At 65.1% G+C, this 22955-nt stretch carries 20 protein-coding genes; 15 read left to right on the top strand and 5 right to left on the bottom strand.

Features of this window, described 5'->3' with window-relative positions; genetic code table 11:
- Positions 1-331: 331 nt before the first annotated feature.
- On the bottom strand, positions 332-544 hold the full coding sequence (locus IE243_RS08985; protein WP_191319015.1) for a hypothetical protein: 213 nt from the start codon (positions 542-544) through the stop codon (positions 332-334).
- Between the two features lie 106 nt (positions 545-650).
- Positions 651-1133, bottom strand: coding sequence for a Holliday junction resolvase RuvX (ruvX, locus tag IE243_RS08980; RefSeq protein ID WP_191319060.1), 483 nt, complete (start codon positions 1131-1133; stop codon positions 651-653).
- A 631-nt stretch (positions 1134-1764) separates the two neighbouring features.
- On the opposite strand from ruvX, the gene IE243_RS08975 reads away from it, so the two are divergent.
- The 7 genes from IE243_RS08975 to IE243_RS08945 all read left to right on the top strand — a co-directional run bounded on the left by IE243_RS08975 (position 1765) and on the right by IE243_RS08945 (position 8180).
- Entirely contained in the window at positions 1765-2463 is a 699-nt protein-coding gene (locus IE243_RS08975; RefSeq protein ID WP_191319014.1) for a metal-dependent hydrolase, read from the top strand.
- Between the two features lie 308 nt (positions 2464-2771).
- A complete protein-coding gene (gene gatC, locus IE243_RS08970) occupies positions 2772-3059 on the top strand; it encodes an Asp-tRNA(Asn)/Glu-tRNA(Gln) amidotransferase subunit GatC (protein WP_191319013.1) in 288 nt (95 codons plus the stop codon).
- A 95-nt stretch (positions 3060-3154) separates the two neighbouring features.
- Positions 3155-4636 (top strand): Asp-tRNA(Asn)/Glu-tRNA(Gln) amidotransferase subunit GatA, encoded by a 1482-nt coding sequence (gene gatA, locus IE243_RS08965; RefSeq protein WP_191319012.1) that lies wholly within the window; start codon positions 3155-3157, stop codon positions 4634-4636.
- Positions 4637-4682: 46 nt separating this feature from the next.
- Positions 4683-5315, top strand: coding sequence for a 7-carboxy-7-deazaguanine synthase (queE, locus tag IE243_RS08960; protein ID WP_191319011.1), 633 nt, complete (start codon positions 4683-4685; stop codon positions 5313-5315).
- Positions 5315-5692 (top strand): 6-pyruvoyl trahydropterin synthase family protein, encoded by a 378-nt coding sequence (locus tag IE243_RS08955; RefSeq protein WP_191319059.1) that lies wholly within the window; start codon positions 5315-5317, stop codon positions 5690-5692. Before queE ends, IE243_RS08955 begins: the two co-directional genes overlap by 1 nt.
- Before the next feature lie 53 nt (positions 5693-5745).
- On the top strand, positions 5746-7230 hold the full coding sequence (gene gatB, locus IE243_RS08950) for an Asp-tRNA(Asn)/Glu-tRNA(Gln) amidotransferase subunit GatB (RefSeq protein WP_191319010.1): 1485 nt from the start codon (positions 5746-5748) through the stop codon (positions 7228-7230).
- Between the two features lie 227 nt (positions 7231-7457).
- Positions 7458-8180 carry a glutathione S-transferase N-terminal domain-containing protein gene (locus IE243_RS08945; RefSeq protein WP_191319009.1) on the top strand — a complete coding sequence of 241 codons (723 nt, stop codon included), beginning with the start codon at positions 7458-7460 and terminating at the stop codon, positions 8178-8180.
- Between the two features lie 15 nt (positions 8181-8195).
- Here IE243_RS08945 and IE243_RS08940 read toward each other — a convergent pair whose 3' ends face one another.
- Positions 8196-8870, bottom strand: a complete 675-nt coding sequence (locus IE243_RS08940) for a TetR/AcrR family transcriptional regulator (RefSeq protein ID WP_191319008.1) — start codon at positions 8868-8870, stop codon at positions 8196-8198.
- A 184-nt stretch (positions 8871-9054) separates the two neighbouring features.
- On the opposite strand from IE243_RS08940, the gene IE243_RS08935 reads away from it, so the two are divergent.
- Both IE243_RS08935 and IE243_RS08930 read left to right on the top strand, forming a co-directional pair.
- Positions 9055-10221 carry an HlyD family secretion protein gene (locus IE243_RS08935; RefSeq protein WP_244642996.1) on the top strand — a complete coding sequence of 389 codons (1167 nt, stop codon included), beginning with the start codon at positions 9055-9057 and terminating at the stop codon, positions 10219-10221.
- A 139-nt stretch (positions 10222-10360) separates the two neighbouring features.
- Positions 10361-11953 (top strand): DHA2 family efflux MFS transporter permease subunit, encoded by a 1593-nt coding sequence (locus IE243_RS08930; RefSeq protein ID WP_191319007.1) that lies wholly within the window; start codon positions 10361-10363, stop codon positions 11951-11953.
- Positions 11954-12315: 362 nt separating this feature from the next.
- Here the strand turns inward: IE243_RS08930 and IE243_RS08925 are convergent, their stop codons facing one another.
- Together IE243_RS08925 and IE243_RS08920 are read right to left on the bottom strand one after the other, a co-directional pair.
- Positions 12316-12813: a CinA family protein gene (locus tag IE243_RS08925; protein WP_191319006.1), complete on the bottom strand. Its 498-nt coding sequence runs from the start codon at positions 12811-12813 to the stop codon at positions 12316-12318.
- A 65-nt stretch (positions 12814-12878) separates the two neighbouring features.
- Entirely contained in the window at positions 12879-14126 is a 1248-nt protein-coding gene (locus IE243_RS08920; RefSeq protein ID WP_191319005.1) for a bifunctional 2-C-methyl-D-erythritol 4-phosphate cytidylyltransferase/2-C-methyl-D-erythritol 2,4-cyclodiphosphate synthase, read from the bottom strand.
- 195 nt (positions 14127-14321) lie between these two features.
- Here IE243_RS08920 and dusB point away from each other — a divergent pair, with 195 nt between their 5' ends.
- From dusB to IE243_RS08890, 6 genes are all read left to right on the top strand, one after another.
- Positions 14322-15353: a tRNA dihydrouridine synthase DusB gene (gene dusB / locus IE243_RS08915; RefSeq protein ID WP_191319004.1), complete on the top strand. Its 1032-nt coding sequence runs from the start codon at positions 14322-14324 to the stop codon at positions 15351-15353.
- Positions 15350-16507, top strand: a complete 1158-nt coding sequence (locus tag IE243_RS08910; RefSeq protein WP_191319003.1) for a two-component system sensor histidine kinase NtrB — start codon at positions 15350-15352, stop codon at positions 16505-16507. Before dusB ends, IE243_RS08910 begins: the two co-directional genes overlap by 4 nt.
- 4 nt (positions 16508-16511) lie before the next feature.
- On the top strand, positions 16512-18005 hold the full coding sequence (ntrC, locus tag IE243_RS08905; protein WP_191319002.1) for a nitrogen regulation protein NR(I): 1494 nt from the start codon (positions 16512-16514) through the stop codon (positions 18003-18005).
- A gap of 395 nt (positions 18006-18400) precedes the next feature.
- Positions 18401-20674: a sensor histidine kinase NtrY-like gene (locus IE243_RS08900; protein WP_244642995.1), complete on the top strand. Its 2274-nt coding sequence runs from the start codon at positions 18401-18403 to the stop codon at positions 20672-20674.
- Positions 20671-22041 (top strand): nitrogen assimilation response regulator NtrX, encoded by a 1371-nt coding sequence (ntrX, locus tag IE243_RS08895; protein WP_191319001.1) that lies wholly within the window; start codon positions 20671-20673, stop codon positions 22039-22041. Before IE243_RS08900 ends, ntrX begins: the two co-directional genes overlap by 4 nt.
- Positions 22038-22898, top strand: a complete 861-nt coding sequence (locus tag IE243_RS08890; RefSeq protein WP_191319000.1) for a D-amino-acid transaminase — start codon at positions 22038-22040, stop codon at positions 22896-22898. Before ntrX ends, IE243_RS08890 begins: the two co-directional genes overlap by 4 nt.
- The last annotated feature ends 57 nt before the right edge of the window (positions 22899-22955 follow it).

The following is a 22955-nucleotide window of genomic DNA, read 5'->3' as shown; positions in this document are numbered from 1 at the left end:
GGGAGGATGGCGCGGAACGCCGACGCCGAGGCCGGCTTTGCCGCCGCGCCGGACATGGCGCGCCGCCAGGCTTGTCAGCGTGCGCCATGTAACCAGATGCGGATCCGGATGTGTTGGCGCCATGAAAATGGCTTGAGAAAGATCTCGGGGGGCAATACGCCGTTCCGCGCCCCGGAGGCGCAGTTTCAGTATATTTATTCAAGCTATCAATTTTTTACGGATATTATCATGCATGGCGGGCGACCAGGTTCATTTTTGGGCGCGGATGCTTCAGATGCTCTGGCTGAAGGGCGCGCCCTGGCGAGGGGAGATGTGTGGCGGCTGGCGATATTCAGTCGATGTCGACGCCGGAAGACCGCGCCTGCTCCTGCGCCTCCATATTGGCCATGGTCAGAAAATAAGCCAGTAAATCCAGTCGTTTGTGCCGGGCGAGATGATATAGCTCAAGGGTGATCTGCTCGACGTACTGGGCGATGTCGCCGGCGGTGGGTTCTGACGCCGGTAACAGACGGGAGAGGTCGTGCTCTGGGGTGGGAGGTTTCATGACACGCCATATGATTGTTGTGGGCTACGGAGCGCCTAGCTTAAACACGGCTGTCAGGAAATCATTGTCAGAATTATAATGCAATCGTTAGTTGAGGCGGGGTGAATTAGTCTTTCTGGTGCTCTGACCCCGCGCCAAGCTGGGCCAGGCGGTCAAGCGCACCCTGCAAGATGTAGGAGGCCGCCAGCTTGTCGACGACTTCGCCGCGTCTGGCGCGTGAAGCATCCGCATCTATCAGCATTCGTGTGACGGCGGCCGTACTCAGTCTTTCATCCCAGGTCGCCATGGGTATTTCGGTCAGCTTCGCAAGATTTCGCATGAAGGCGGCCGTGGCCTGCGTGCGCGGTCCTTCGCTACCGTCCATGTTGAGCGGCCAGCCGAACACCAGCCCGCCCACATCGAATTTCCCGATGACGTCAAGCAGACGCGCCGCGTCCGGCGTAAACTTTTTGCGCTGGATGGTTTCCAGCGAACTGGCGACGGTCAGGTTGATGTCCGAGAGGGCGAGGCCAATGGTTTTGGTTCCCAGATCAAGGCCCAGCAACCGTTTGCCTTTCGGCAGCAGGAGAAACTGGCGAATGGCGTCCATCGCCGGGTCCCGCGCCGGGTCCTGCGCCGCATCCGCGTCCTGAGGTGGATTGGTCATCGCCATGTCTCCTGTCCAGCGGCTTGCGCCTGAAACAAAGTCCGCCCATCCGGATGTGGAATGTACTTTATCGTTCTGACGCGTCGCATGTTTCGGACGCATGGCGATATTCCCGCCGCAACATGCTCAGGGGGCTTTCGACGCCTTCTGACGTGCGGCGGCGGACCTGTCCAGAGCGTTTCCGCTGAAATCTGCTCTGCAGGAAGCGCTCTATCTCTTTGGCTCGATGCATTTTCTTCACGACAGGTGGGAGCCGCTTTCATGCTGGCGTCCACGCGCCATATCGACGCCTGAGACGCCCTGGGCCGCTGGTGGGGCGGCGTTGCCTGCGGCTGCCCTGCCGCGGGCGGTCATGGCGGTCGCCCTTTGCTGTTCGCGACAATCCATGTGGGGGTGATTTCGGAATGGTCTTGCCTTAAACCTCCGGGCGGGCTCCGTCGCGCCGAAGGATGCGATTGGCGGGGGCGGAATTTGGTTCGCCAGGACCGGATTTTCGCGTCATCTATCTGATTTGACGCATTTTCTTCACAAAAAGTGGAGACCACTTTTTTGAAAATGCTCTAGGGAGAAACAGATGCAGATCACCTGGTATGGTCACTCAGCGTTTCGTCTCGATTTTGGCGGCCGCGCTGTCCTGATTGATCCGTTCTTCACCGGCAACCCGTCTTTTGACGGCGATATCAGCGCCATCGAGAAGGGCGTCACCCATATCCTCGTTACCCACGGTCACGGCGACCACGTTGGCGACACCGTCGACATCGCCAGGCGCACCGGCGCCACGGTGGTCACCAATTATGACCTGTGCATGCATCTGGCGAGCCAGGGGCTGGAGAAGTTCGAGCCGATGAACACCGGCGGCACCGTCGATGTCGGCGGCTTCCGCGTCACCCTGGTGCGCGCCGATCACTCGGCCGGCATGATCGAGGCCGGCGTCGACCGGCCCCTCGGCAATCCCAATGGCATTATTGTCCGCGCCGGGGGTGAGCCAACGGTTTACGCCATGGGCGACACCGACGTGTTCTCGGACATGGCGCTGATCAATGAGTTGTATGCGCCGGACATCGCCTTCGTCCCGATCGGCGACCGGTTCACGATGGGCGCCGAACACGCCGCTTTCGCCGTGCGCAAGTTCTTCAGCCTGAAGGCGGTGGTTCCCTGCCATTACGCCACGTTCCCGCTGCTTGACCAGGACGCCCGCAAGTTCGTCGACGCCATGGAAGGCGCGCCGACGCGCGTGATCCTGCCGACGAAGAACCAGCCCTTCACGGTCTGATTTCGGGCGCAGGCCGGTTTTCAGGCACAGGTTTGGCGACGTCGCCTGCGCATGACCGGACGGACCGCAACGGGTCCGTCCGGTTTTTTCTTTCCCGCGTCTGTCGGCAAAGGTCGGCGCAAGGCCGCCATTGTTGCAGCGTCGGCGGCCTGGGTGCTATAGCCCCCGGCATTCGTCCGGCGGTGCGTCCAGGGCGCGCCCTGGGCAGTCCGAACCCCATAATTCCTGGCGTTGCTCCGCCTTCGCGCCGGCGGAGAGGTCATCGTCAGCGTTGGTCCAGAACCAGCGCCAGAACTAACGGAGGCGGCATGTCCGTCGATGCGACCACTGTCCGACGTATCGCCCATCTGTCCCGCATCGCGGTGAGCGACGGGGACGTTCCTCACCTTGAGGGTGAAATGAACTCCATTCTGTCGTTCGTGGAGCAACTTGGCCAGGTCGACGTGTCCGGCGTCGCGCCGCTGACCTCGGCCATGGCCATGACCATGCGGCTGCGGGCGGACGAAGTTACCGATGGCGGCGATGCGGCGAAGGTTGTGGCCAATGCGCCTCTGACCGAAGACAATTTTTTCCTTGTCCCAAAGGTGGTCGAGTAAGCGCGGCGCGCCTGATCGCCGCCAGCGTTGCGGCGCGGGCGTCTGAATCGCCAGGCGTTTGCCAGTTTGCCCCCGAGTTTGTTTGAAAGACGCACATGTCCGATCTGACCGATCTCACCCTGGCCGAGGCGCGTGACGGGCTGCGGGCGAAGCAGTTCTCCGCCGTTGAACTGACGAGCGCCCATGTCCAGGCGGTGGAGCAGGCGCGGGCGCTTAACGCCTATGTGCTGGAGACGCCGGAGAAGGCGCTCGCCATGGCGGCGGCCAGCGACGTCCGCATCGCCGCCGGCGAGGCCGGCCCGCTGGAGGGACTGCCGCTCGGCGTCAAGGACCTGTTTTGCACCGAAGGCGTGCGCACCACCGCCTGCAGCAGGATTCTGGGCGAATTCATCCCCGGCTATGAGTCGACCGTGACGGCGCGGCTGTGGGCCGACGGCGCGGTGATGCTGGGCAAGCTCAGCAATGATGAGTTCGCCATGGGCTCGTCGAACGAAACCTCGTGCTTCGGTCCGGTGACCTCGCCGTGGCGGCGTGATGGCTCTGACGCCGCCATTGTGCCGGGCGGTTCGTCCGGCGGCTCGTCGGCCGCCGTCGCCGCGAAACTGTGCCTCGCCGCCACCGCCACCGACACCGGCGGTTCGATCCGCCAGCCGGCGGCCTATACCGGCACGGTGGGCGTCAAGCCGACCTATGGCCGCTGCTCGCGCTGGGGCATCATCGCCTACGCGTCGTCGCTGGATCAGGCCGGCCCGATCGCCCGCACGGTGCAGGACGCGGCGATCATGCTGAAGTCGATGGCCGGTCTCGACCTGAAGGACACGACCTCGTTCGACGCGCTGGTTCCGGATTTCGAAGCTGCAGTGAAGCGCGGGGTCAAGGGCCTGACCATTGGCATTCCGAAAGAGTACCGCGCGCCAGGCATGTCGGCGGAGATCGACGCATTGTGGGAGCGCGGCGCCCAGTGGCTGCGCGACGCCGGCGCCAACGTGGTCGAGGTGTCGCTGCCGCACACCCAATACGCCCTGGCCGCCTATTACATCATCGCTCCGGCGGAAGCGTCCTCGAACCTCGCCCGTTATGACGGCGTGCGCTACGGCGCGCGCGTCGAGGGCAGGGATATCGCCAGCATGTACGAGAACACCCGCGCCGCCGGTTTCGGTCGCGAGGTGAAACGCCGCATCATGACCGGCACTTATGTGCTGTCGGCCGGCTATTACGACGCTTACTACGTGCGGGCCCAGAAGGTGCGGGCGCTGATCAAGCGCGACTTCGACGCGGCCTTCGCCAATGGCGTCGACGCCATCCTGACGCCGACAACCCCTTCCGCCGCCTTTGGTCTTGGCGAGAAGATCGAGGCCGATCCGGTGGAGATGTATCTGAGCGACATCTTCACCGTGACGGTGAACCTGGCTGGCCTGCCGGGCATTTCGGTGCCTGCGGGGCTGGACGGGCAGGGGCTGCCGCTGGGGCTGCAACTGATCGGCAAGCCGTTCGATGAGGAAACCCTGTTCGCGGCGGGGCAGGTGATCGAGCAGGCGGCGGGCCGCTTCGCGCCGGCCGCCTCCTGGTGGCGCTGAAGGGGTCGTCCGTCTGGCGGCGACCTGGCGGGACTGGAGCATGGCCATGACCTATGCGGTCAAGGAGATCTTCAAGACATTGCAGGGCGAAGGCGGCCAGGCGGGCAGCGCCGCCGTGTTTTGCCGTTTCGCCGGCTGCAACCTCTGGAGCGGCCGTGAGGAGGACCGTCACAAGGCGGTCTGCCAGTTTTGCGATACGGACTTCGTCGGCATGGACGGAGAGGGCGGCGGGCGGTTCGTCGACCCGGCCGCGCTGCTGGACGCCATTGAGGCGGCCTGGGGCCCCGGCCGCGTCAACCGGCTGATCGTCTTCACCGGCGGCGAGCCGCTGCTGCAACTGGACGCGCCAGTTCTGGCCGAGGCGCATCGCCGTGGTTTCCGCTGCGCGGTGGAGACCAATGGCACCATCGCCGCGCCGGAAGGCCTGGACTGGATCTGCGTCAGCCCGAAAGCCGGCGCGGATCTCGTGCAGCGGCGCGGTCATGAACTGAAACTGGTGTTTCCGCAGCCGACGTTGATGCCGGATGCGGTGTCTGATCTTGATTTCGCTCACTTTTTTCTGCAACCGATGGACGGTCCCGACCGGATCGCCAACACCGCCGCCGCAGTTCAGTGGTGCATGGACCACCCGCAGTGGCGGCTGAGCGTGCAGACCCATAAGGTAATCGGTATTCCGTGATGTTCGAGCTGTCGAAACAGTTCCGCTTTGAGGCGGCCCACACCCTTCACCGGGCGGCGGAAACGCTGGAGGTGGAGAGCAGCAGGCGCATTCACGGCCACTCCTACCGGGCCGAGGTGACGGTGCGCGGTCGCCCTGATCCGGAAACCGGAATGCTCATCGATCTCACCCTGTTCGAGCGGGCCATGGAAACGGCGCGCGACGGGCTGGATCACCGCTTTCTTGACGAGGTGCCGGACCTGGGACCGGCCACCATGGAGAATCTCGCCCTGTGGATCTGGCGCAAGCTGCATCCCGCCTGTCCCGGCCTCGCGGCGGTGACGGTCCATCGTGACTCCAATGGCGAGAAATGCACCTATTTCGGCGAGGCGGCCTGAGCCCCCGCATATCTGGATGTGAGGCGGCGAGAGACCGCCGGAAGGATGACCTGATGAATGCTCCCGTGCGCATGCCAAAACTGATCAAGGGCGCCACCGGCGACTGGGAAGTGGTGATCGGCATGGAGGTGCACGCCCAGGTGTCCTCCAACGCCAAGCTGTTCTCCGGCGCCTCGACCGAATTCGGTGGCGATCCCAATGACCACGTGTCGCTGGTGGACGCGGCCATGCCAGGCATGCTGCCGGTGATCAATGAGGAGTGCGTGCGCCAGGCGGTCCGCACCGGTCTTGGCCTGAAGGCGCAGATCAACCTGCGCTCGGTGTTCGACCGCAAGAACTACTTCTACCCGGACCTGCCGCAAGGCTATCAGATCAGCCAGTTCAAGGATCCGATCGTCGGCGAGGGCGTGCTGACCATCGATCTTGAGAACGGCGCCCAGGTCGCGGTCGGCATCGAGCGCCTGCATCTCGAACAGGACGCCGGCAAGTTGCTGCACGACCAGCACCCGGCGATGAGCTTCGTCGACCTGAACCGTTCGGGCGTCGCGCTGATGGAGATCGTCTCGAAGCCAGACCTGCGCAGTTCGGAAGAGGCCAAGGCCTATGTGACCAAGCTGCGCTCGATCCTGCGCTATCTTGGCACCTGCGACGGCGACATGGAGAAGGGCTCGTTGCGCGCCGACGTCAATGTCTCGGTGCGTCGTCCCGGCGAGGGGCTCGGCACGCGCTGCGAGATCAAGAACGTCAATTCCATCCGGTTTATCGGCCAGGCCATCGAATATGAGGCCCGCCGCCAGATCGGCGTCATCGAAGATGGCGGCGTCATCGACCAGGAGACCCGTCTGTTCGACCCGGGCAAGGGCGAGACCCGCTCGATGCGCTCCAAGGAAGAAGCGCACGATTACCGGTATTTCCCTGATCCGGACCTGCTGCCGCTGGAGTTCGACCAGCCGTTCGTCGACGGGCTTGCCGCGCATCTGCCGGAACTGCCAGACGAGAAGAAGGCGCGTTTCATCAACGCGCTCGGCCTGCCAGCCTATGACGCCGGCCTGCTGGTGGCGGACAAGGACACGGCCGATTACTTCGAGGCGGCGCTGAACGTCGGCGGTGCAAAGCGCGACGCCAAGGCCGTGGCCAACTGGATCATGGGCGACATTTCCGCCTACGCCAATTCCGTCGGCAAAGCGGTGTCGCAGACCTTCATCACCCCGGAGCAGGTGGCGGGCATCGTCGACCTGATCGGCGAGGGGGTCATTTCCGGCAAGATCGCCAAGGACGTTCTGGCGATCATGACCGAGGAACAGGGCGGCGATCCGCGCGCCATCGTCGAAGCGCGCGGCATGAAGCAGGTGACCGACACCGGGGCGATTGAAAAGGCTGTTGACGAAATCATCGCCGCCAACCCCGACAAGGTCGCCCAGGCTCAGGCCAAGCCAACCCTGGCTGGCTGGTTTGTCGGCCAGGTCATGAAGGCGACCGGCGGCAAGGCCAATCCGCAGGCGGTGAATGACCTGGTGAAGGCCAGGCTGGGCCTCTGAGCTTCCACAATCGTGGTGGGCGACGTTGCAAGACCTCGCCCGCTACAGTCTCCCGTGATCTTCAGTTCCGGCGCCAATTGCTTTCAGCGCGGCGATCTGGCTATGCTGGCGGCAAGTAGCCGGCGGACCTGTGACAGCAGAAGAATAATGGAAACTGTCAGGTGCCGCGGGCAGGCAGACGTGAGCCACCGGTTGCTGGCGGAGCGTTGGTTGCGGGAGGGTGATTGATGGCGGAAGCCCCGACCGGGCCGATCGAACTGTTTTACTGGCCAACGCCCAATGGCTGGAAAATCTCGATCATGCTGGAGGAATGCGGGCTTCCTTATGTGGTCCGGCCCGTGAACATCGCCAAGGGCGAGCAGTTCAGGCCGGAGTTTCTGGCCATTTCCCCCAACAACCGCATGCCGGCGATCATCGATCCTGACGGGCCGGGCGGCGCGCCGATCTCCGTTTTCGAATCCGGGGCCATCCTGCAATACCTCGGCCGCAAGACCGGACAGTTTTATCCCACGGACGAGCGTCAGCGGGTCGCTGTCGACGAGTGGCTGTTCTGGCAGGTGGCGGGGCTTGGTCCCATGGCCGGGCAGGCGCACCATTTCCGCATCTATGCGCCCGAGAAACTGCCTTACGCCATCGACCGCTATACCAGTGAAGTCGGCCGCCTGTATGGGGTGATGGACCGGCGGCTGGCGGAGCGGGAGTGGCTGGCCGACGTCTATTCCATCGCTGACATGGCGACGTATGGCTGGGCCCGCCTTTGGGAGCGGCAGGGGCAGGACATTGCGGCGTTTGCGCATGTCCAGCGCTGGTTGAAGCAGATGGAGGCCCGGCCAGGGGTGCAGCGCGGCCTTGCGGTGCGGGCTGGCGACCGCGACAAAATCAACCTGGCCAACGACCCAATGGCGCAGAAGATCCTGTTTGGCGCCAGAACCACTGAGGCGGACAGGTAACTCCGCGGCCCGGATTCAGGGGCCTCGCGGGCTGTAACGTCCCATGAACATGTCGAGCGCCGAGGCGACGGTCCTCTGGATGGACGCCTCGGATGTGTCGGACGGCGCGCCAAAGAACAGCGGTTTGACGATGGAGCCCTGGCACAGCTCATAGAACTGGGCGGCGGCGAGAGGCGCGTCGGCGATATCGAGCTGTCCCCGCATCGTGCACTCGATGAGATAGCCGGACAGATGATTGACGCCGTGCTCCGGGCCAGCTTCATAGAAAATCTGGCCGAGCGCCGGCAGCTTGATTGACGCGGCGATCACCATCCGCACCATGGCGATGTGCTCAGGCTCCAGCATGCGGCGGACAAAGCTGACGCCATAGGCGTGCATCACCGCCCGCACGTCGGGATTGTTGCGGTCCAGTATGGCCTGTTGCTCGGCCGCCGCCTGAAGATCCGCCCGCATCAGGTCAGCGAACAGCCCTTCCTTGCTGGTGAAATAGACATAGAGGGTGCCTTTCGACACGCCAGCCGCCCTGGCGACGCCGTCCATGCTGGCGGCGTCGAACCCCTGGGAGCGGAAAACCTGACGCGCGCCGGCCAGGATCTGGTCGCGCTTGCCATCCGGAGGCGCCTGCGTCGCCGCGTCGCCAGTGCGGGGCTGGATTTCCTGCAATGCATGCCTGGATGCAGGCGAAGTCATTCTTTGCATACCTTAATTGGCGGGCCGCCATGCCCTTGCGGAAGTTTGGCGGCCCCCGGAACTGTTGTGGGTTCGGACCCGTTATCCGTTTCATCCATTGACTGAACGGTTCGGTCAAAATAATCAACTGTTCTCTGACGGGACAAGGCGCCAGATGGCGGAAGCGCGCCTGGAGATGTTGTTGATGAGCAGGCAGGACAATGCGGGCGGTATGGGCGGCGGCGCTCTGGCAAGCCAACGCCAGGACGCTGCGTCCGGAAGCGGGACGGCCGATCATGCGACGACGCAGCTGCGCCGGAGCCGGAAGAAGGTCATTCTCGGCGGTCTGGGAGCTGTGATCGCGGCAGGCATCGTCTGGGCGGGCGCCTATTGGTGGATCACCGGCCGGTTCATGGTCTCGACCGACGACGCCTACGTGCGCGCCGACATCACCCTGCTGGCCGCCAAGGTCTCCGGCTATGTGACCGAGGTTCTGGTGGACAACAACCAGGACGTGAAGGTGGGCGACGTTATCGCCCGCATCGACGCCGGCGACTATCGCCTGGCGCTCGACTCGGCGCGCGGCAAGGAAAAGACCCAGCTTGCGGCGCTTGATCGCATCTCGCACCAGATCGACGCCGCCCGCGCCGCCGTCTCCCAGGCCCAGGCGCAAATTCCGGCAGCCGAGGCCGACGTCACCCGCACGCGCGCTGAACTGGAGCGTCAGAACAAACTGGCCCAGCGTGATTTCGCCAGCCAGCAAAAGCTGGAGCTGGCGCGCGCCGACCGGGCCCGGGCCGACAGTTCCCTGATGGGGGCGAAGGCGGCGCTCGAATCCGCCAACGCCAATGTCGCCGTACTGATCGCCCAGAAGGGCGAGGCCGAAGCGGTGCTCAACGAATACCGCACCGTCACCAGCAAGGCCGAACGCGACCTGTCCTTCACCGAGGTGCGCTCGCCCATCAACGGCGTGGTTGGCAACAAGGCGGTGCAGACCGGACAGTACGTACAGCCGGGCCAGCGCCTCGCCGCGCTGGTGCCGCTCGATGAGGTCTATATCGACGCCAATTTCAAGGAAACGCAGATCGCCAGGCTGAAGCCGGGACAGAAGGTGGAAATCACCGTCGATGCTTACCCGGACCGGCATTTCACCGCGACTGTGGAGAGCCTCTCGCCAGCTTCAGGCGCGCTGTTCAGCCTGCTGCCGCCGGACAACGCCACTGGCAACTTCACCAAGATCGTGCAGCGGATGCCGGTGCGACTCTCCATCGACCGGAAGGAAGCCGCCGAGCATGTGTTGCGGCCGGGGCTCTCGGTGGTCGCGACGGTGGACGCCCGCACCGGGCCGCAAGCGCAGGCGAAAGCTCACTGATCAGGCGGGAGCCGGCCGCGGGGCAGCCGACTGAGGCGTCGCGCGTTCCGGCTGTTTGAAAAAAGCGCAGCAGCGCGAAGACGACGCGCCGGCCTGGTTCGGGGGTGATCCCGGCCCGGACGGTCAGGGGACCACGGTCATGACAGCCGCCGCCACCGCATCCGGGGTCGCCGGCGCCGTTCCGGCGACGCCGGCCGCAGCGCCACTCGACAAGCGCCGGTTCATCGCCTTCATCGCGATGGTCTTCGGCATGTTCATGGCGATTCTGGACATCCAGATCGTCTCCGCGTCGCTGCCGCAGATCCAGGCTGGCCTCAGCGCCAGCGCCGACCAGATCCCCTGGGTCCAGACCAGCTACCTGATCGCCGAAGTGATCATGATTCCGCTGTCAGGCTACCTGTCGCGGGCATTGTCGACGCGCATTCTTTTCACCATTTCCGCCGCCGGCTTCACGTTCATGAGCCTGATGTGCGCCACGGCCACGTCGATCGAGCAGATGATCGTTTACCGGGCCCTGCAGGGCTTCATCGGCGGCGGCATGATCCCCACCGTGTTCGCGGCGGCGTTTACGGTGTTCCCGCCGGACAAGCGCCCGATCGTCTCGCCGATCATCGGCCTGGTGGCCACGATGGCGCCGACCATTGGCCCCACCATCGGCGGTTACCTCACCGATATTTTCTCCTGGCACTGGCTGTTTTTGATCAACATCGTGCCCGGCGTGGCCGTCACCCTCCTGTCGTTCACTCTGATCGACTTCGACGAACCGGACTTCGCGCTGCTGCGCCGGTTCGACTGGATGGGGCTGATTACCATGGCCCTGTTCCTCGGCAGCCTTGAATTCGTACTTGAGGAAGGTCCGCTAAAGGACTGGTATTCAGACGAATATATCGTCATCTTTACGGTCGTCGCCATCGTCGCCTCAGGGCTGTTTTTCTGGCGGGCGCTCACAGTGGATGAGCCGGTCGTCAATCTGCGCGCCTTTGGCAACCGCAATTTCGCCGCCGGGTCGCTGTTCAGCTTCGTCATGGGCATCGGTCTTTACGGGCTGACCTATCTCTATCCCATCTATCTGGCCCGCATCCGTGGCTATTCGCCGTTGCAGATCGGCGAAACCATGTTCGTCACCGGCGCGGCGATGTTTCTCTCGGCGCCGTTCATCGGCAGGCTCTCGGCGGTCATGGACCAGCGGGTGCTGATCGGCATCGGTTTCGGCGCTTTCGCGCTGGGCACCTGGATGGTGACAGGCATCACCGCCGACTGGGATTTCTGGGAGTTGTTCATTCCGCAGATCCTGCGCGGCGTCGGCATCATGGCCTGCATGGTGCCGGTCAATAACATCGCCCTGGGCACAATGCCGCCTGACGAGGTGAAGAACGCCTCCGGCCTGTTCAACCTCACCCGCAATCTCGGCGGCGCCGTGGGCCTGGCCCTGATCAACACCATGCTCAACAACCGCATGGACCTGCACCTGCAACGCCTTGCCGAACAGGTGACGTGGTCGCGCGACGTGGCGCTGGAGCGGCTTTCCGCCCTGACGGGCGTGCTGGCGGCGCGGGGATCCGACGCGGAAATGGCGGCGCTGAAACAGATGGCGCAAATGGTGCGGCGCGAGGCGACGGTGATGGCTTTCGCCGACGTGTTCTACCTGCTGAGCTTCCTGTTCGTCGCGCTGATTTTCCTGACGCCGTTCATCAGCAAGCCGGACGCCGGAGTCCAGGTGGACGCGCACTGACGCCAGACGCCCGGGAAGCCGGGCTCATTGGCTTGCGATAAGCCGGGGCAACGCAACGCGGCAAGGAAAGGCGTTACGCTGATCTGGGCTTCGCGAACAGCGGTTGCGCCGCCATCTTCGCGAGTTGGCGGGGCCATTCATTGCAAACGTCGGCCGGCATATCCGGTTGACGCCGCCGCGACCACGTTCGGCCAGGAGCACGGCGACGGCACGCGCTGTCCGCGAGTGGCCGCGGGCGCTACGGAAACGTGATGGCAGGCGGATCTGCAGGCGGCCAGAACGTCGGACCGTCTGTCGTGCGTGAGGTCGCGGCCGGAGGCCATCCGGACAGGTCGATCAGCCGGCGAGGCCCAACCTGGCTCTTACTCTTCCGCCATCTGGCGAAGCAGTTCGAGGGCCTGCAACACCGATTCCGAGCGGATCGCCGCGCGGCCAATTTCTCCGAACCGCCGCTCCACGTGCAGGGTCTCGCGACCTTCGCGGGCGGCGGCGAAATGCACCAGGCCGACTGGCTTTTCTTCGCTGCCGCCGCCAGGGCCAGCAATGCCGGTGATGGCGACGGTGACGTTGGCGGGGCAGCGCGACAGGGCGCCGATGGCCATGGCCCGGGCCGCCTGCTCGCTGACGGCGCCGAAGCGCTCCAGCAACTCCTTCGGCACGCCGACCATCTCGTGCTTGGCGCGGTTTGAATAGGTGACGTAGCCGCGATCGATAACGTCAGACGCGCCAGGTATGCCGGTGAGGGCGGCGGCGACCATGCCGCCGGTGCAGGATTCGACCGTGGCGAGCGTCAGCCGGTAGCGGCGGTAGAAAGCCAGCAAATCTTCCGCCTGCCGTTCAATATCCGGCGAGATGATCATGAGCGCTTCCTGTAGACTGGATCATGTGGTTGGTGCGACGCCCCCGGCGTTGCCTGAGGGCCGCGTCAGGCCGGCGCCCGAACGCTGGCGACGGCCTGGGCGGCGATGCCTTCGCGGCGGCCGGTGAAGCCCAGCCGCTCGGAGGTCGTCGCCTTGATCGAGACGGCAGTTTCGCTGACCCCGACAATTTCCGCAATCCGGGTGCGGATGGCGGTGCGGTGCGGGCCGATTTTCGGGTATTCGCAAATGATCACCACGTCGAGGTGATCAATAACGCCGCCGCGCGCCCGCACCTGTTGCACCGCATGGGCAAGAAACCGGTCAGAAGCGGCGCCCGCCCATTGCGGATCGCTGGGCGGAAAGTGGGTTCCAATGTCGCCGTCGCCGATGGTTCCCAGCAGGGCGTCGGTCAGGGCGTGCAAAACCACGTCGCCGTCAGAATGGGCCGTGACGGCAAGGTCGCTGGCGATGCGCACGCCGCCGAGCCAGATGTGGTCGCCGGGCGCGAAGGCATGCACGTCGTAGCCGATGCCGGTGCGGCTGATCAGGTTGGCGGCTGGGGGCTGACAGTGTGGCGTCTGGAAATCATGCGGATGCGTGATCTTGCTGTTGGCGGCCTCGCCCTCGAACACGTGAACAGGCAAGCCGGCCCATTCAGCGATCGCCGCGTCGTCGGTGAATTCCGCGGGTTCGCCGACGGCGCGCCGGTGGGCGTCGACAATGGCGGCGAAGCGGAAGGCCTGTGGCGTCTGGATGGCGCGCAGCGCGGGGCGCGGCAGGGTGGCGGTGACCTGACCGCAGGCGTCGACCGATTTGATGGTGTCCGATACCGCGAGCCCCGGCACGGCGGCGCCGTGAGTCCTGGCGGCGGCGATGGCGCGCAGGATCAGGGCGGCGCTGGCCCAGGGGCGGGCGGCGTCGTGAATCAGCACCTGGGCCGGCGGCGACGCCATGGAGGCAAGCGCTTCGAGACCATGACGCACGGAGGCCTGGCGGGTGGCGCCGCCATCCACCGACATCAACCGGCCAGAGTACTCCGCGCCGAGGCCGGCTACGGCGGCGTCAAACAGGCCACGGTCTTCCGCCCGCACGACAACGACAACGCGGCGAATGTCCGGGAGCGTGAGAAAGCCGCGCAAACTACGCAACAACACCGGCTCGCCGTCGAGATCGCGATATTGCTTGGGCGCGCCGGCGCCGGCCCGCTCGCCGCGTCCGGCGGCGACGATGATGGCGTCCGTGGCGCCCTGATCCGCGCCCGTATCTGTCCCGTTGCACGCCTGCTGGGGAGTTGCTGCGTGGTGACCTGTCATGAATGGCTCCAACCCTCAGGCGCCCCTTTAGTGCATCTTGTGGCGGAGGGGAAATGCCATGGCGCCTTCCGCGGGCGCTGGATGCGGGCATGGCCGCCCGGCAAGGCAGGCCAGAAAGACCGGAGCATGGCCGGATTCGGTTTCCCAAAGCCGGCTCTGGCGCTGAAGGCGCGACGCCGGTAAAAGACATGCATCATGAACGACCAGGCGAGGCGTGGTTTTCACGCCATTGATAAACTGCGAACCGGCGGCGGCGCGGCGCTGGCGCCCATGTCCGGCGTCACTGACGTCGGATTCCGGCGGCTCGCCGGACGCTTTGGCGCGTCGCTGGTGGTCTCGGAAATGGTGGCCTGCCGGTCGTTCGCCCATGGCGACGCTGAGGCGTCCACCCGCGCCGAAGGCGCTGGCGTCGACGTGCACGTGGTGCAACTCGCCGGTTGCGAGGCGCACTGGATGGGCGAGGGCGCCCGCGTCGCCGAGGCGGCTGGGGCCCATATCATCGACATCAATATGGGGTGTCCGGCCCGCAGCGTTACCGGGGGGCAATCGGGCTCGGCGCTGATGCGCGACCTCGACCACGCGCTGACGCTGGTGGAGGCGACCGTGGCCGCCGTGTCGGTTCCGGTGACCTTGAAGATGCGGCTTGGTTGGGACGATGCGACGCGCAATGCGCCGGAACTGGCGCGGCGGGCGGCGGCGGCTGGCGTGGCCATGGTGACGGTGCATGGCCGCACCCGCCAGCAGTTTTACAAAGGCAGCGCAGACTGGCGCGCGGTCCGGGCCGTGCGCGAGGCAATCACCCTGCCGCTGGTCGTTAACGGCGACATCGCCACCACCGCCGATGCGCGCGAGGCGCTGGCGCAATCCGGAGCGGAGGCGGTGATGGTCGGTCGCGCGGCGCTGGGGCGGCCGTGGCTGGTCGGGGAGATCGCCGCCAGCCTGACCGGCGAAGTTCGCCAGGAGCCCGGCCATGCCGGGCAGATCGCCGCCATGTGCGAGCATTATGAATGCATGATCGGTCTTTATGGCGTTGACGTGGGCGTGCGCCACGCGCGCAAGCACCTGGCCGCCTTCGCGGCGCACGTCGGCGCCCCCGCCGGATTGCGCGCCGCCCTGACCGCAACCCGCCAGCCGCACGAGGTGCTGCGTATGTTGATGGCCATTCCGGACCGTTCCTCCCGAAACATTGCTCCCCAGGCTCCCGCCCGGCAGGACTTCGCAGCATGAGCAAACCGTCAGGCGCCGCCAACACCCCAGACCCGAGGGAGGCGCCTGACACAGGCGCGGTTCCTGATGCGGGGGACATTCTTAACGTCATGCCGGCGCCGATCATGACTGTCGGCCCGGGCAACCGCGTGCTTTACGTCAATGTGGCGGCGGAGGATTTCTTCGAGCAAAGCCGCGCGGTGCTGCAGCGGCGCACGTTGAACCAGGTGTTCCCGTTCGGCTCGCCCGTTCTGGCCATTGTTGAGGAAGCGCGCCAGCGCAAGACCAGCGTCAACAGCTATGGCGTGGCCGTCGAGCGGCCCTGGTCAGCCCGCGTGCGGGTGAGCGATATTTTCGCTGCGCCGATGCCGGACAATGATGAAAATATCATCATTGTGCTGCAGGAGCGGACAATTGCCGAAAAACTGGACAGGCAACTGACCACGCGCAGCGCAGGCCGCTCAATGAGCGTGCTGGGATCCATGCTGGCGCATGAAATCAAGAACCCGCTTTCCGGCATTCGCGGCGCGGCGCAACTTCTCGAGCAGTCCGTCAGCGAAGAAGACCAGGAACTGACCCGGCTGATCTGCGACGAGGCCGACCGCATCGTGAAGCTTGTCGAGCGCATGGAATTTTTCAGCGACGAGCATCCGGTTGGTCGCGAGCCGGTGAACATCCATGGCGTGCTCGATCACGTGCGCAAGCTGGCGCTGAGCGGTTTCGCCCGCCACATCCGCATCAACTGCCACTATGATCCATCGCTGCCGCCGGTCTACGCCAACCGCGACCAGCTCATCCAGGTATTCCTGAACCTGGTCAAGAACGCCGCCGAGGCCATTGGCCCGGATGCGCAGGATGGCGAAATCAACCTGACCACGGCGTTCCGCGCCGGCATTCACATTCAGACGCCAGGGTCGCGACAGAAAACCAGTCTGCCGCTGGAGTTTTGCGTCACCGACAATGGCCCGGGCGTGCCGCCCGACATGCTGCCTGACCTGTTCGATCCCTTTGTCACCACCAAGATGCAGGGAAGTGGCCTGGGTCTTGCATTGGTAGCCCGGATCATCGGCGACCATGGCGGCGTCGTTGAATGTGAATCGGTGGCGCACAGGACGGTGTTTCGCGTTCTGATGCCCATGCACTCGGCCCATGACGGCCGGGGGACGGAGGCTTGACCCAATGGCTCGCGGACAAATCCTGCTCGCTGACGACGACGCCGCAATCAGGACCGTGCTGAACCAGGCGCTGACGCGGGCGGGCTACGAGGTGCGCGCCACCGGCCAGGCGTCGACCCTGTGGCGCTGGGTGGAGCAGGGCGACGGCGACCTGATCATCACCGACGTGGTGATGCCGGACGAGAACGCCCTCGACGTGCTGCCGCGCATCAAGAAGCTGCGGCCGGACATGCCGATCATCGTCATGAGCGCCCAGAACACCTTCATGACGGCGGTGCGCGCCTCCGAACGCGGCGCCTATGAATATTTGCCCAAGCCCTTCGACCTGAAGGAACTGGTCGCCATCGTCGGACGCGCCATATCGCGGCCGCGCGGCCAGGGGCTGGCGACGCAGACCCAGGATGGCGATGACATCCCGCTGATCGGCCGCTCGGCCGCCATGCAGGAAATCTATCGCGTGCTGGCGCGACTGATGGCCACTGACCTGACCGTGATGATCACCGGCGAATCCGGCACTGGCAAGGAGCTGGTGGCGCGGGCGCTGCACGACTATGGCAAGCGCAAGGGCGGCCCGTTCGTCGCCGTCAATATGGCGGCGATCCCGCGCGACCTGATCGAGGCCGAACTGTTCGGCCACGAGAAGGGCGCCTTCACCGGCGCCGCCCAGCGTAGCGCTGGCCGGTTCGAGCAGGCCGCGGGGGGCACGCTGTTCCTTGACGAGATCGGCGACATGCCGATGGAAGCGCAGACCCGTCTGCTCAGGGTGCTGCAGCAGGGCGAATACACCACCGTCGGCGGCCGCACGCCGATCCGCGCCAATGTCCGCATTGTCGCCGCCACCAACAAGGATCTGCGCGGGTCGATCCAGTCCGGTCATTTCCGCGAAGACCTGTATTTCCGCCTGAACGTGGTGCCGTTGCGCCTGCCGCCGCTGCGCGAGCGCCTGGAGGACATCCCGGACCTGATGCGGCACTTCTTCTCGCTGGTGGAAAAGGAAGGTTTGCCGCGCAAGCAGATCGACGCCGAGGCCATGGATCGCCTGAAGCGCTATCGCTGGCCTGGAAACGTGCGCGAACTGGAAAACCTGGTGCGGCGTCTGGCGGCCCTTTACCCCCAGGACATCATCACCGCGCCAATTATCCAGGCGGAGCTGGAGCCAACGCTGGCGACGGCGGCTGCACCAGCCCAGCAACGCCAGCAGGCGCCGGCCCTGTCCGCGCCGGTCATTGTCACAACCGCGGGCGGGGACAATCTTTCAGCCTCGGTGGAACAGCACCTCGCCAGCTATTTCTCGGGTTTCCGCGATGGCCTGCCCCCGCCTGGCCTCTATCACCGCATTCTTCGCGAGGTCGAAGGGCCACTGATCGGCGCGGCGCTTTCCGCCACGCGGGGCAACCAGATCAAGGCCGCGGAGTTGCTGGGGCTCAATCGCAATACCCTGCGCAAGAAAATCCGTGATCTGGACCTGCAACTCGTTCGTTCGGCGCGCATGCGGTAGCGCCAGAGCCCCATGATGCATTGGGTCCTGGTCAGGGGGCTGGTTGGCCCCAGGCGGCGCAAGGCATTTCCCGCAAGGGCATGCGTTGCGCTGTGCAGGCAGCGGATGCGCCGGCATTTTCGCGACCTGACGCAAGGCTGTGGCGCGGCGCGGGCTGTCAGCGATGACCAGCGCCAGCGAGCGGTCAACCTTTTGTCAGAAGGCGGGACAGAGGTTCCAGCCGCCTCCAGAATGTCGTATTTCAACAACACTGTGACGATTGTGCCGACACGCTGATTCCGCTGGCCGTAGGGGCGGGGCATGGATCTGTCTGTCCTGTTTTCCGGCGCAAGAGTTGCGGGCGCGTCGCCGCGCCTGTCCAGGCCGGTCGTGCGGGTGTTGCTGAAGGGGCGTTCTTGAGCATCGACAATACGGCGCATACTGACATCGCTTCGGGAGCGCGGGACGCGGCCTCGCGAGGATCTGAGCCGGGGCAGCGCGTCTCCGGCGTGCTTGGCGTCATCCTTGTTGTCTGCGCGCTGACCTGCGCTTTTTCCACCTTCCTCGTGCTGGCGGGCATGACGCCGATCCTGCCCACCCATGTGGTGGTGGCGTGGATGCTCGGCGTCAACGCGGTGCTCGTGGTGGCGTTGCTGGCGGTCGTGCTGGCGCAGACCGTCAGCCTGTGGCGGGCGCGGCGGCGCGGCGCGGCGGGCGCCGGGCTGCATGTCCACATCGTCAGCCTGTTCTGTTTCGTCGCCGCCGTGCCGGTGATTCTCGTGGCGGTGGTCGCCTCGATCACCCTGGAGCGCGGGCTTGATCCCTGGTTCATCAGCTCGATCAAGGCGCTGATGTCCAATACGGTTGAGATCGCCAAGGAATATCGCGACGCCCAGTGCCGGACCGTGGTGCGCGAGGCCAATTTGATGGCTGGCGACCTGAACCGCGCCCGGGTGATTTACGACGCCGACCGGAAGCTGTTTCACGATTTCCTGCAGTCACGCTCGGCGTTTCTCGGTTTCCCGATCACCATTCTGATGACGGTCGATGGTTCGGTGGTGGAGCGCTTCGACAGCGGCCAGATTCTCAACGTCCCCCTGCCGACGCGCGAGGATCTGCAGAACGCCACGGACAGCGACGCCACCTGTCTGATTCCCGGCAACCGCAATGTCTTTGGCGCGGTTCAGAAGGTGCCGGAGCTGAACGGCATGGTGCTGTTCGTCGCCCGCACTGTCGACCCCAAGGCAGTCGCCTTTTTGCCTATGGCCGAGGCGGGGGTGGCCTATTATCAGGTGCTGGAAGAAAAGAAACTCGGCATCCAGATTGCCTTCGCCTCGATGTTCGCGCTGGTGGCGCTGATCGTGTTGCTGTCGGCCCTGTGGTTCGGCATGAGCTTCGCCAACCGGCTGGTGACGCCGGTGCGTCGGCTGATCCACGCCGCGGACCAGGTGGCGAGCGGCAATTATTATGTCCAGGTGCCGGCGCAGAAGTCCGGCGACGATCTTGGACACCTTGGCGAGACCTTCAACAAGATGACGGGGCAGTTGCGCCGTCAGCACGATGGGCTGGTTTCCGCCACCGAGGTGATGGACCGTCGCCGCCGCTTCATGGAGGCGGTGCTGGCGGGCGTGTCCCCTGGCGTGGTCGGCGTCGACGCCGCCGGCATTATCACCATCGTCAATCCGTCTGCGGAAGCGCTGCTGCGCGCCGGAGCCGGCGAGCTGATCGGCCAGCCGATCCGTGAGGTTCTGCCCGAGGCGAGCGGTTTGTTGCAGGAAGTGGGCGAAGGGCGCAGGTTGGTCCAGCGCCAGATCGCCATCGACCGCGACCAGCGCGAGCGCATGCTGAACGTGCGCGTGACGTCCGAGCAGGGCGACATCAGCAGCGGCGGCGTCGTGGTGACGCTCGATGACATCACCGATCTGGTCAATGCCCAGCGCACCTCCGCCTGGGCTGACGTGGCGCGACGCATCGCCCACGAGATCAAGAACCCGCTGACGCCGATTCAGCTTTCGGCAGAGCGTATTCGCCGGAAGTATGGCAAGGTGATCGTGAATGATCGCGAAGTTTTCGATCAGTGCACGGCGACGATCATTCGTCAGGTCGATGACCTGAAGCAGATGGTTGATGAATTTTCGTCATTCGCCCGTATGCCGGCTCCGACGATTGATGAGGACGACATCGCATCGACCATCCGCGAGGTCGTGTTTCTCATGCGGGTGGGCAATCCGGACATCAAGTTCGTCGAGGACATGCCGCCGGGAGCGCTCAGGGTGCGCTATGATCGGCGGCTTGTCTCGCAGGCGGTGCAGAACATCGTCAAGAACGCTACGGAAGGCATCAAGGGCATGGCCGATCCCGATGACCGGGCGGCCGGCAAGGTCGAAGTTTCCCTGCGCGAGGAGGGAGGAAAGATCGTGATCGACGTTACGGACAATGGCGTGGGCTTCCCCCGGGAGCACCGCAACCGGCTGCTTGAGCCATATCAGACGTCGCGCGAGGGCGGCACGGGCCTCGGCCTGCCTATCGTCCTGAAGATCTTTGAAGAGCATGGCGGCGGGCTCGAGCTGCTCGACGCTCCCGCGGTCGCCGAAGGCGGCCACGGCGCCCGCGTGCGGTTGTGGTTCCCGTTCGAGGGGACCGGCGCCCGCGCCAGTGAGAAAGCACAAACAGGGAGCCAGACAATATGAGCGCCGACATTCTCGTCGTAGACGATGAAGGCGATATCCGCGATCTGGTGGCGGGCCTTCTGGAGGACGAAGGTTATCGTTGCCGCACGGCGGCGAATTCCGATGAGGCGCTGGCGCTGCTTGAGGCGCGCCGTCCCTCGCTGGTGTTTCTGGATATCTGGATTCAGGGCAGCCGCCTTGATGGCCTGCAACTGCTCGACATCATCAAGGAGCAGCACCCTGAATTGCCGGTGGTGATGATCTCCGGCCATGGCAATATCGAAACCGCCGTCACCGCCATCAAGCGCGGCGCCTATGATTTCATTGAAAAGCCTTTCAAGGCGGATCGCCTGATCCTCGTCGCCGACCGCGCGCTGGAAGCCTCGCGGCTGAAGCGCGAGGTGAAGGAACTGCGCTCTCATTCGGTGCAGGCCAGCCGGATCGTCGGCAAGTCGGCGCCGGTGAACCATTTGCGCCAGGTGGTTGAGCGGGTTGCGCCCACCAATGCCCGCGTCATGATTCTTGGCGCGCCGGGCGTTGGCAAGGAGTTGGCGGCCCGCACCCTGCACCAGCTTTCCGGTCGCGCCTCCGGGCCGTTCGTGGTGGTGAACTCCGCCACCATCACGCCCGAGAACATGGAAAGCGAACTGTTCGGCGTCGAGGGGCAGGACGGGCGCGGGCGCCGCGTCGGCGCCCTGGAAGAGGCGCACGGCGGCACGTTGTATTTCGACGAGATCGCCGACATGCCGATGGAGACGCAGGGGCGCATCCTGCGGGTTCTGGTGGACCAGAATTTCCAGCGCGTCGGCGGCTCCACCCGGGTCAACGTCGATGTGCGGATCATCTCCTCGTCCAGCCGCGATCTCAATGCGGAAATCGCTGCTGGCCGTCTGCGCGAGGATCTCTACCACCGGTTGGGTGTGGTGCCGATCCGCGTGCCGTCGTTGTCCGAGCGGCGCGAGGACGTGCCGGAACTGATTGGCTTCTTCATGGAGCAGATCTCGGTCACCACTGGCCTGCCGCAGCGTGTGATCGCTGAGGACGCCATGGCGGTGCTGCAGTCGCACGACTGGCCTGGCAACGTGCGCCAGCTCCGCAACAATGTGGAGCGTCTGATGATCCTGGCCGGCGGCGACGCCGGAACGGAAGTGGACGCCTCCATGTTGCCGGCGGAAATCGGCTCGCTGGTGCCGAGCACGCCCAATGGCGCGGGTGGTGAAAAGCTGATGGGGCTGGCGTTGCGAGAGGCGCGCGAGATCTTTGAGCGGGAGTATCTCACCGCCCAGATCAACCGGTTTTCCGGCAATATCTCCCGAACCGCCGAGTTTATCGGCATGGAGCGTTCGGCGCTGCACCGGAAGCTCAAGTCGCTGGGCATCGGATCGTGAGCCGGGTCGCGTGGGTTAACGGACGGTTCCGCCCACGCCAGCGGGCGGCCATCCCGATCGATGACCGGGCCGTGCTGTTCGCTGACAGCGTCTACGAGGTGTGCGAGGTGTTCGGCGGGGCGCTGGTCGATCTCACCGCGCACCTTGACCGGCTTGACCGCTCGTTGCGCGAACTGGCGATGGCCGCTCCGATGGGGCGCCGGGCGCTGACCGTGGTGATGCGCGAGACGGCGCGCCGCAATCGCGTGCGCGACGGCATGGTCTACGTACAGGTGTCGCGTGGGGCCGCGCCGCGTGATTTTCTGTTCCCGGATCCGCCGGCGAAGCCGACGCTGATTGTCACGGCCCGCAGCATCGACCGCGCCGCGGCTGAGGCGCGCGCCGTGCAGGGCATGGCCGTGATCACGACGCCGGACATCCGCTGGGGCCGCGTCGACATCAAGACGACCGGGCTGCTGCCCAATGTGCTGGCCAAGGAGGCGGCCCGCCTCAGGGGAGCCCGCGAAGCGTGGCTGACCGATCGTGACGGCTTCATCACCGAGGGCGGCTCCAGCAACGCCTGGATCATAACGCAGGCTGGCGTGCTGGTGACCCGCCCGGCCGATGGCGGCATCTTGCGCGGGGTTACCCGGGGAACGCTGCTGCGTCTGGTCCAGGAGATGGGGCTGCCTGTGGAAGAGCGGGCGTTTACCCGCGCAGAAGCGCTGGCGGCGCGCGAGGCCTTTGTCACGGCCGCAACGACGCTGGTGGCGCCGGTGATCCGTATCGACGACGAGGCGATTGGCGACGGGCGGCCTGGCGCGTTGACGCTTGAATTGCGGCGACGGCTGCACGACGTCGCCGAGATGGCCGCATGATCATGAAATGACGCTGGACGAGCCGCGTTATTCTCTCATAATTCTTGCATAACCCTT

The sequence above is a fragment of the Camelimonas fluminis genome, assembly GCF_014656355.1.
Classification (GTDB): Bacteria; Pseudomonadota; Alphaproteobacteria; order Rhizobiales; family Beijerinckiaceae; genus Camelimonas; species Camelimonas fluminis.
This window is presented reverse-complemented; position numbering and strand designations above follow the sequence as displayed.

Coding starts and splice junctions, on each gene's coding strand:
- gatA (WP_191319012.1), top strand. CDS start 3,155: ATGTCCGATCTGACCGATCTCACCCTGGCCGAGGCGCGTGACGGGCTG.
- gatC (WP_191319013.1), top strand. CDS start 2,772: ATGTCCGTCGATGCGACCACTGTCCGACGTATCGCCCATCTGTCCCGC.
- IE243_RS08945 (WP_191319009.1), top strand. CDS start 7,458: ATGGCGGAAGCCCCGACCGGGCCGATCGAACTGTTTTACTGGCCAACG.
- ntrC (WP_191319002.1), top strand. CDS start 16,512: ATGGCTCGCGGACAAATCCTGCTCGCTGACGACGACGCCGCAATCAGG.
- IE243_RS08930 (WP_191319007.1), top strand. CDS start 10,361: ATGACAGCCGCCGCCACCGCATCCGGGGTCGCCGGCGCCGTTCCGGCG.
- IE243_RS08935 (WP_244642996.1), top strand. CDS start 9,055: ATGAGCAGGCAGGACAATGCGGGCGGTATGGGCGGCGGCGCTCTGGCA.
- IE243_RS08925 (WP_191319006.1), bottom strand. CDS start 12,813: ATGATCATCTCGCCGGATATTGAACGGCAGGCGGAAGATTTGCTGGCT.
- queE (WP_191319011.1), top strand. CDS start 4,683: ATGACCTATGCGGTCAAGGAGATCTTCAAGACATTGCAGGGCGAAGGC.
- dusB (WP_191319004.1), top strand. CDS start 14,322: ATGAACGACCAGGCGAGGCGTGGTTTTCACGCCATTGATAAACTGCGA.
- IE243_RS08940 (WP_191319008.1), bottom strand. CDS start 8,870: ATGACTTCGCCTGCATCCAGGCATGCATTGCAGGAAATCCAGCCCCGC.
- ruvX (WP_191319060.1), bottom strand. CDS start 1,133: ATGGACGCCATTCGCCAGTTTCTCCTGCTGCCGAAAGGCAAACGGTTG.
- IE243_RS08975 (WP_191319014.1), top strand. CDS start 1,765: ATGCAGATCACCTGGTATGGTCACTCAGCGTTTCGTCTCGATTTTGGC.
- gatB (WP_191319010.1), top strand. CDS start 5,746: ATGAATGCTCCCGTGCGCATGCCAAAACTGATCAAGGGCGCCACCGGC.
- IE243_RS08955 (WP_191319059.1), top strand. CDS start 5,315: ATGTTCGAGCTGTCGAAACAGTTCCGCTTTGAGGCGGCCCACACCCTT.
- ntrX (WP_191319001.1), top strand. CDS start 20,671: ATGAGCGCCGACATTCTCGTCGTAGACGATGAAGGCGATATCCGCGAT.
- IE243_RS08920 (WP_191319005.1), bottom strand. CDS start 14,126: ATGACAGGTCACCACGCAGCAACTCCCCAGCAGGCGTGCAACGGGACA.
- IE243_RS08910 (WP_191319003.1), top strand. CDS start 15,350: ATGAGCAAACCGTCAGGCGCCGCCAACACCCCAGACCCGAGGGAGGCG.
- IE243_RS08985 (WP_191319015.1), bottom strand. CDS start 544: ATGAAACCTCCCACCCCAGAGCACGACCTCTCCCGTCTGTTACCGGCG.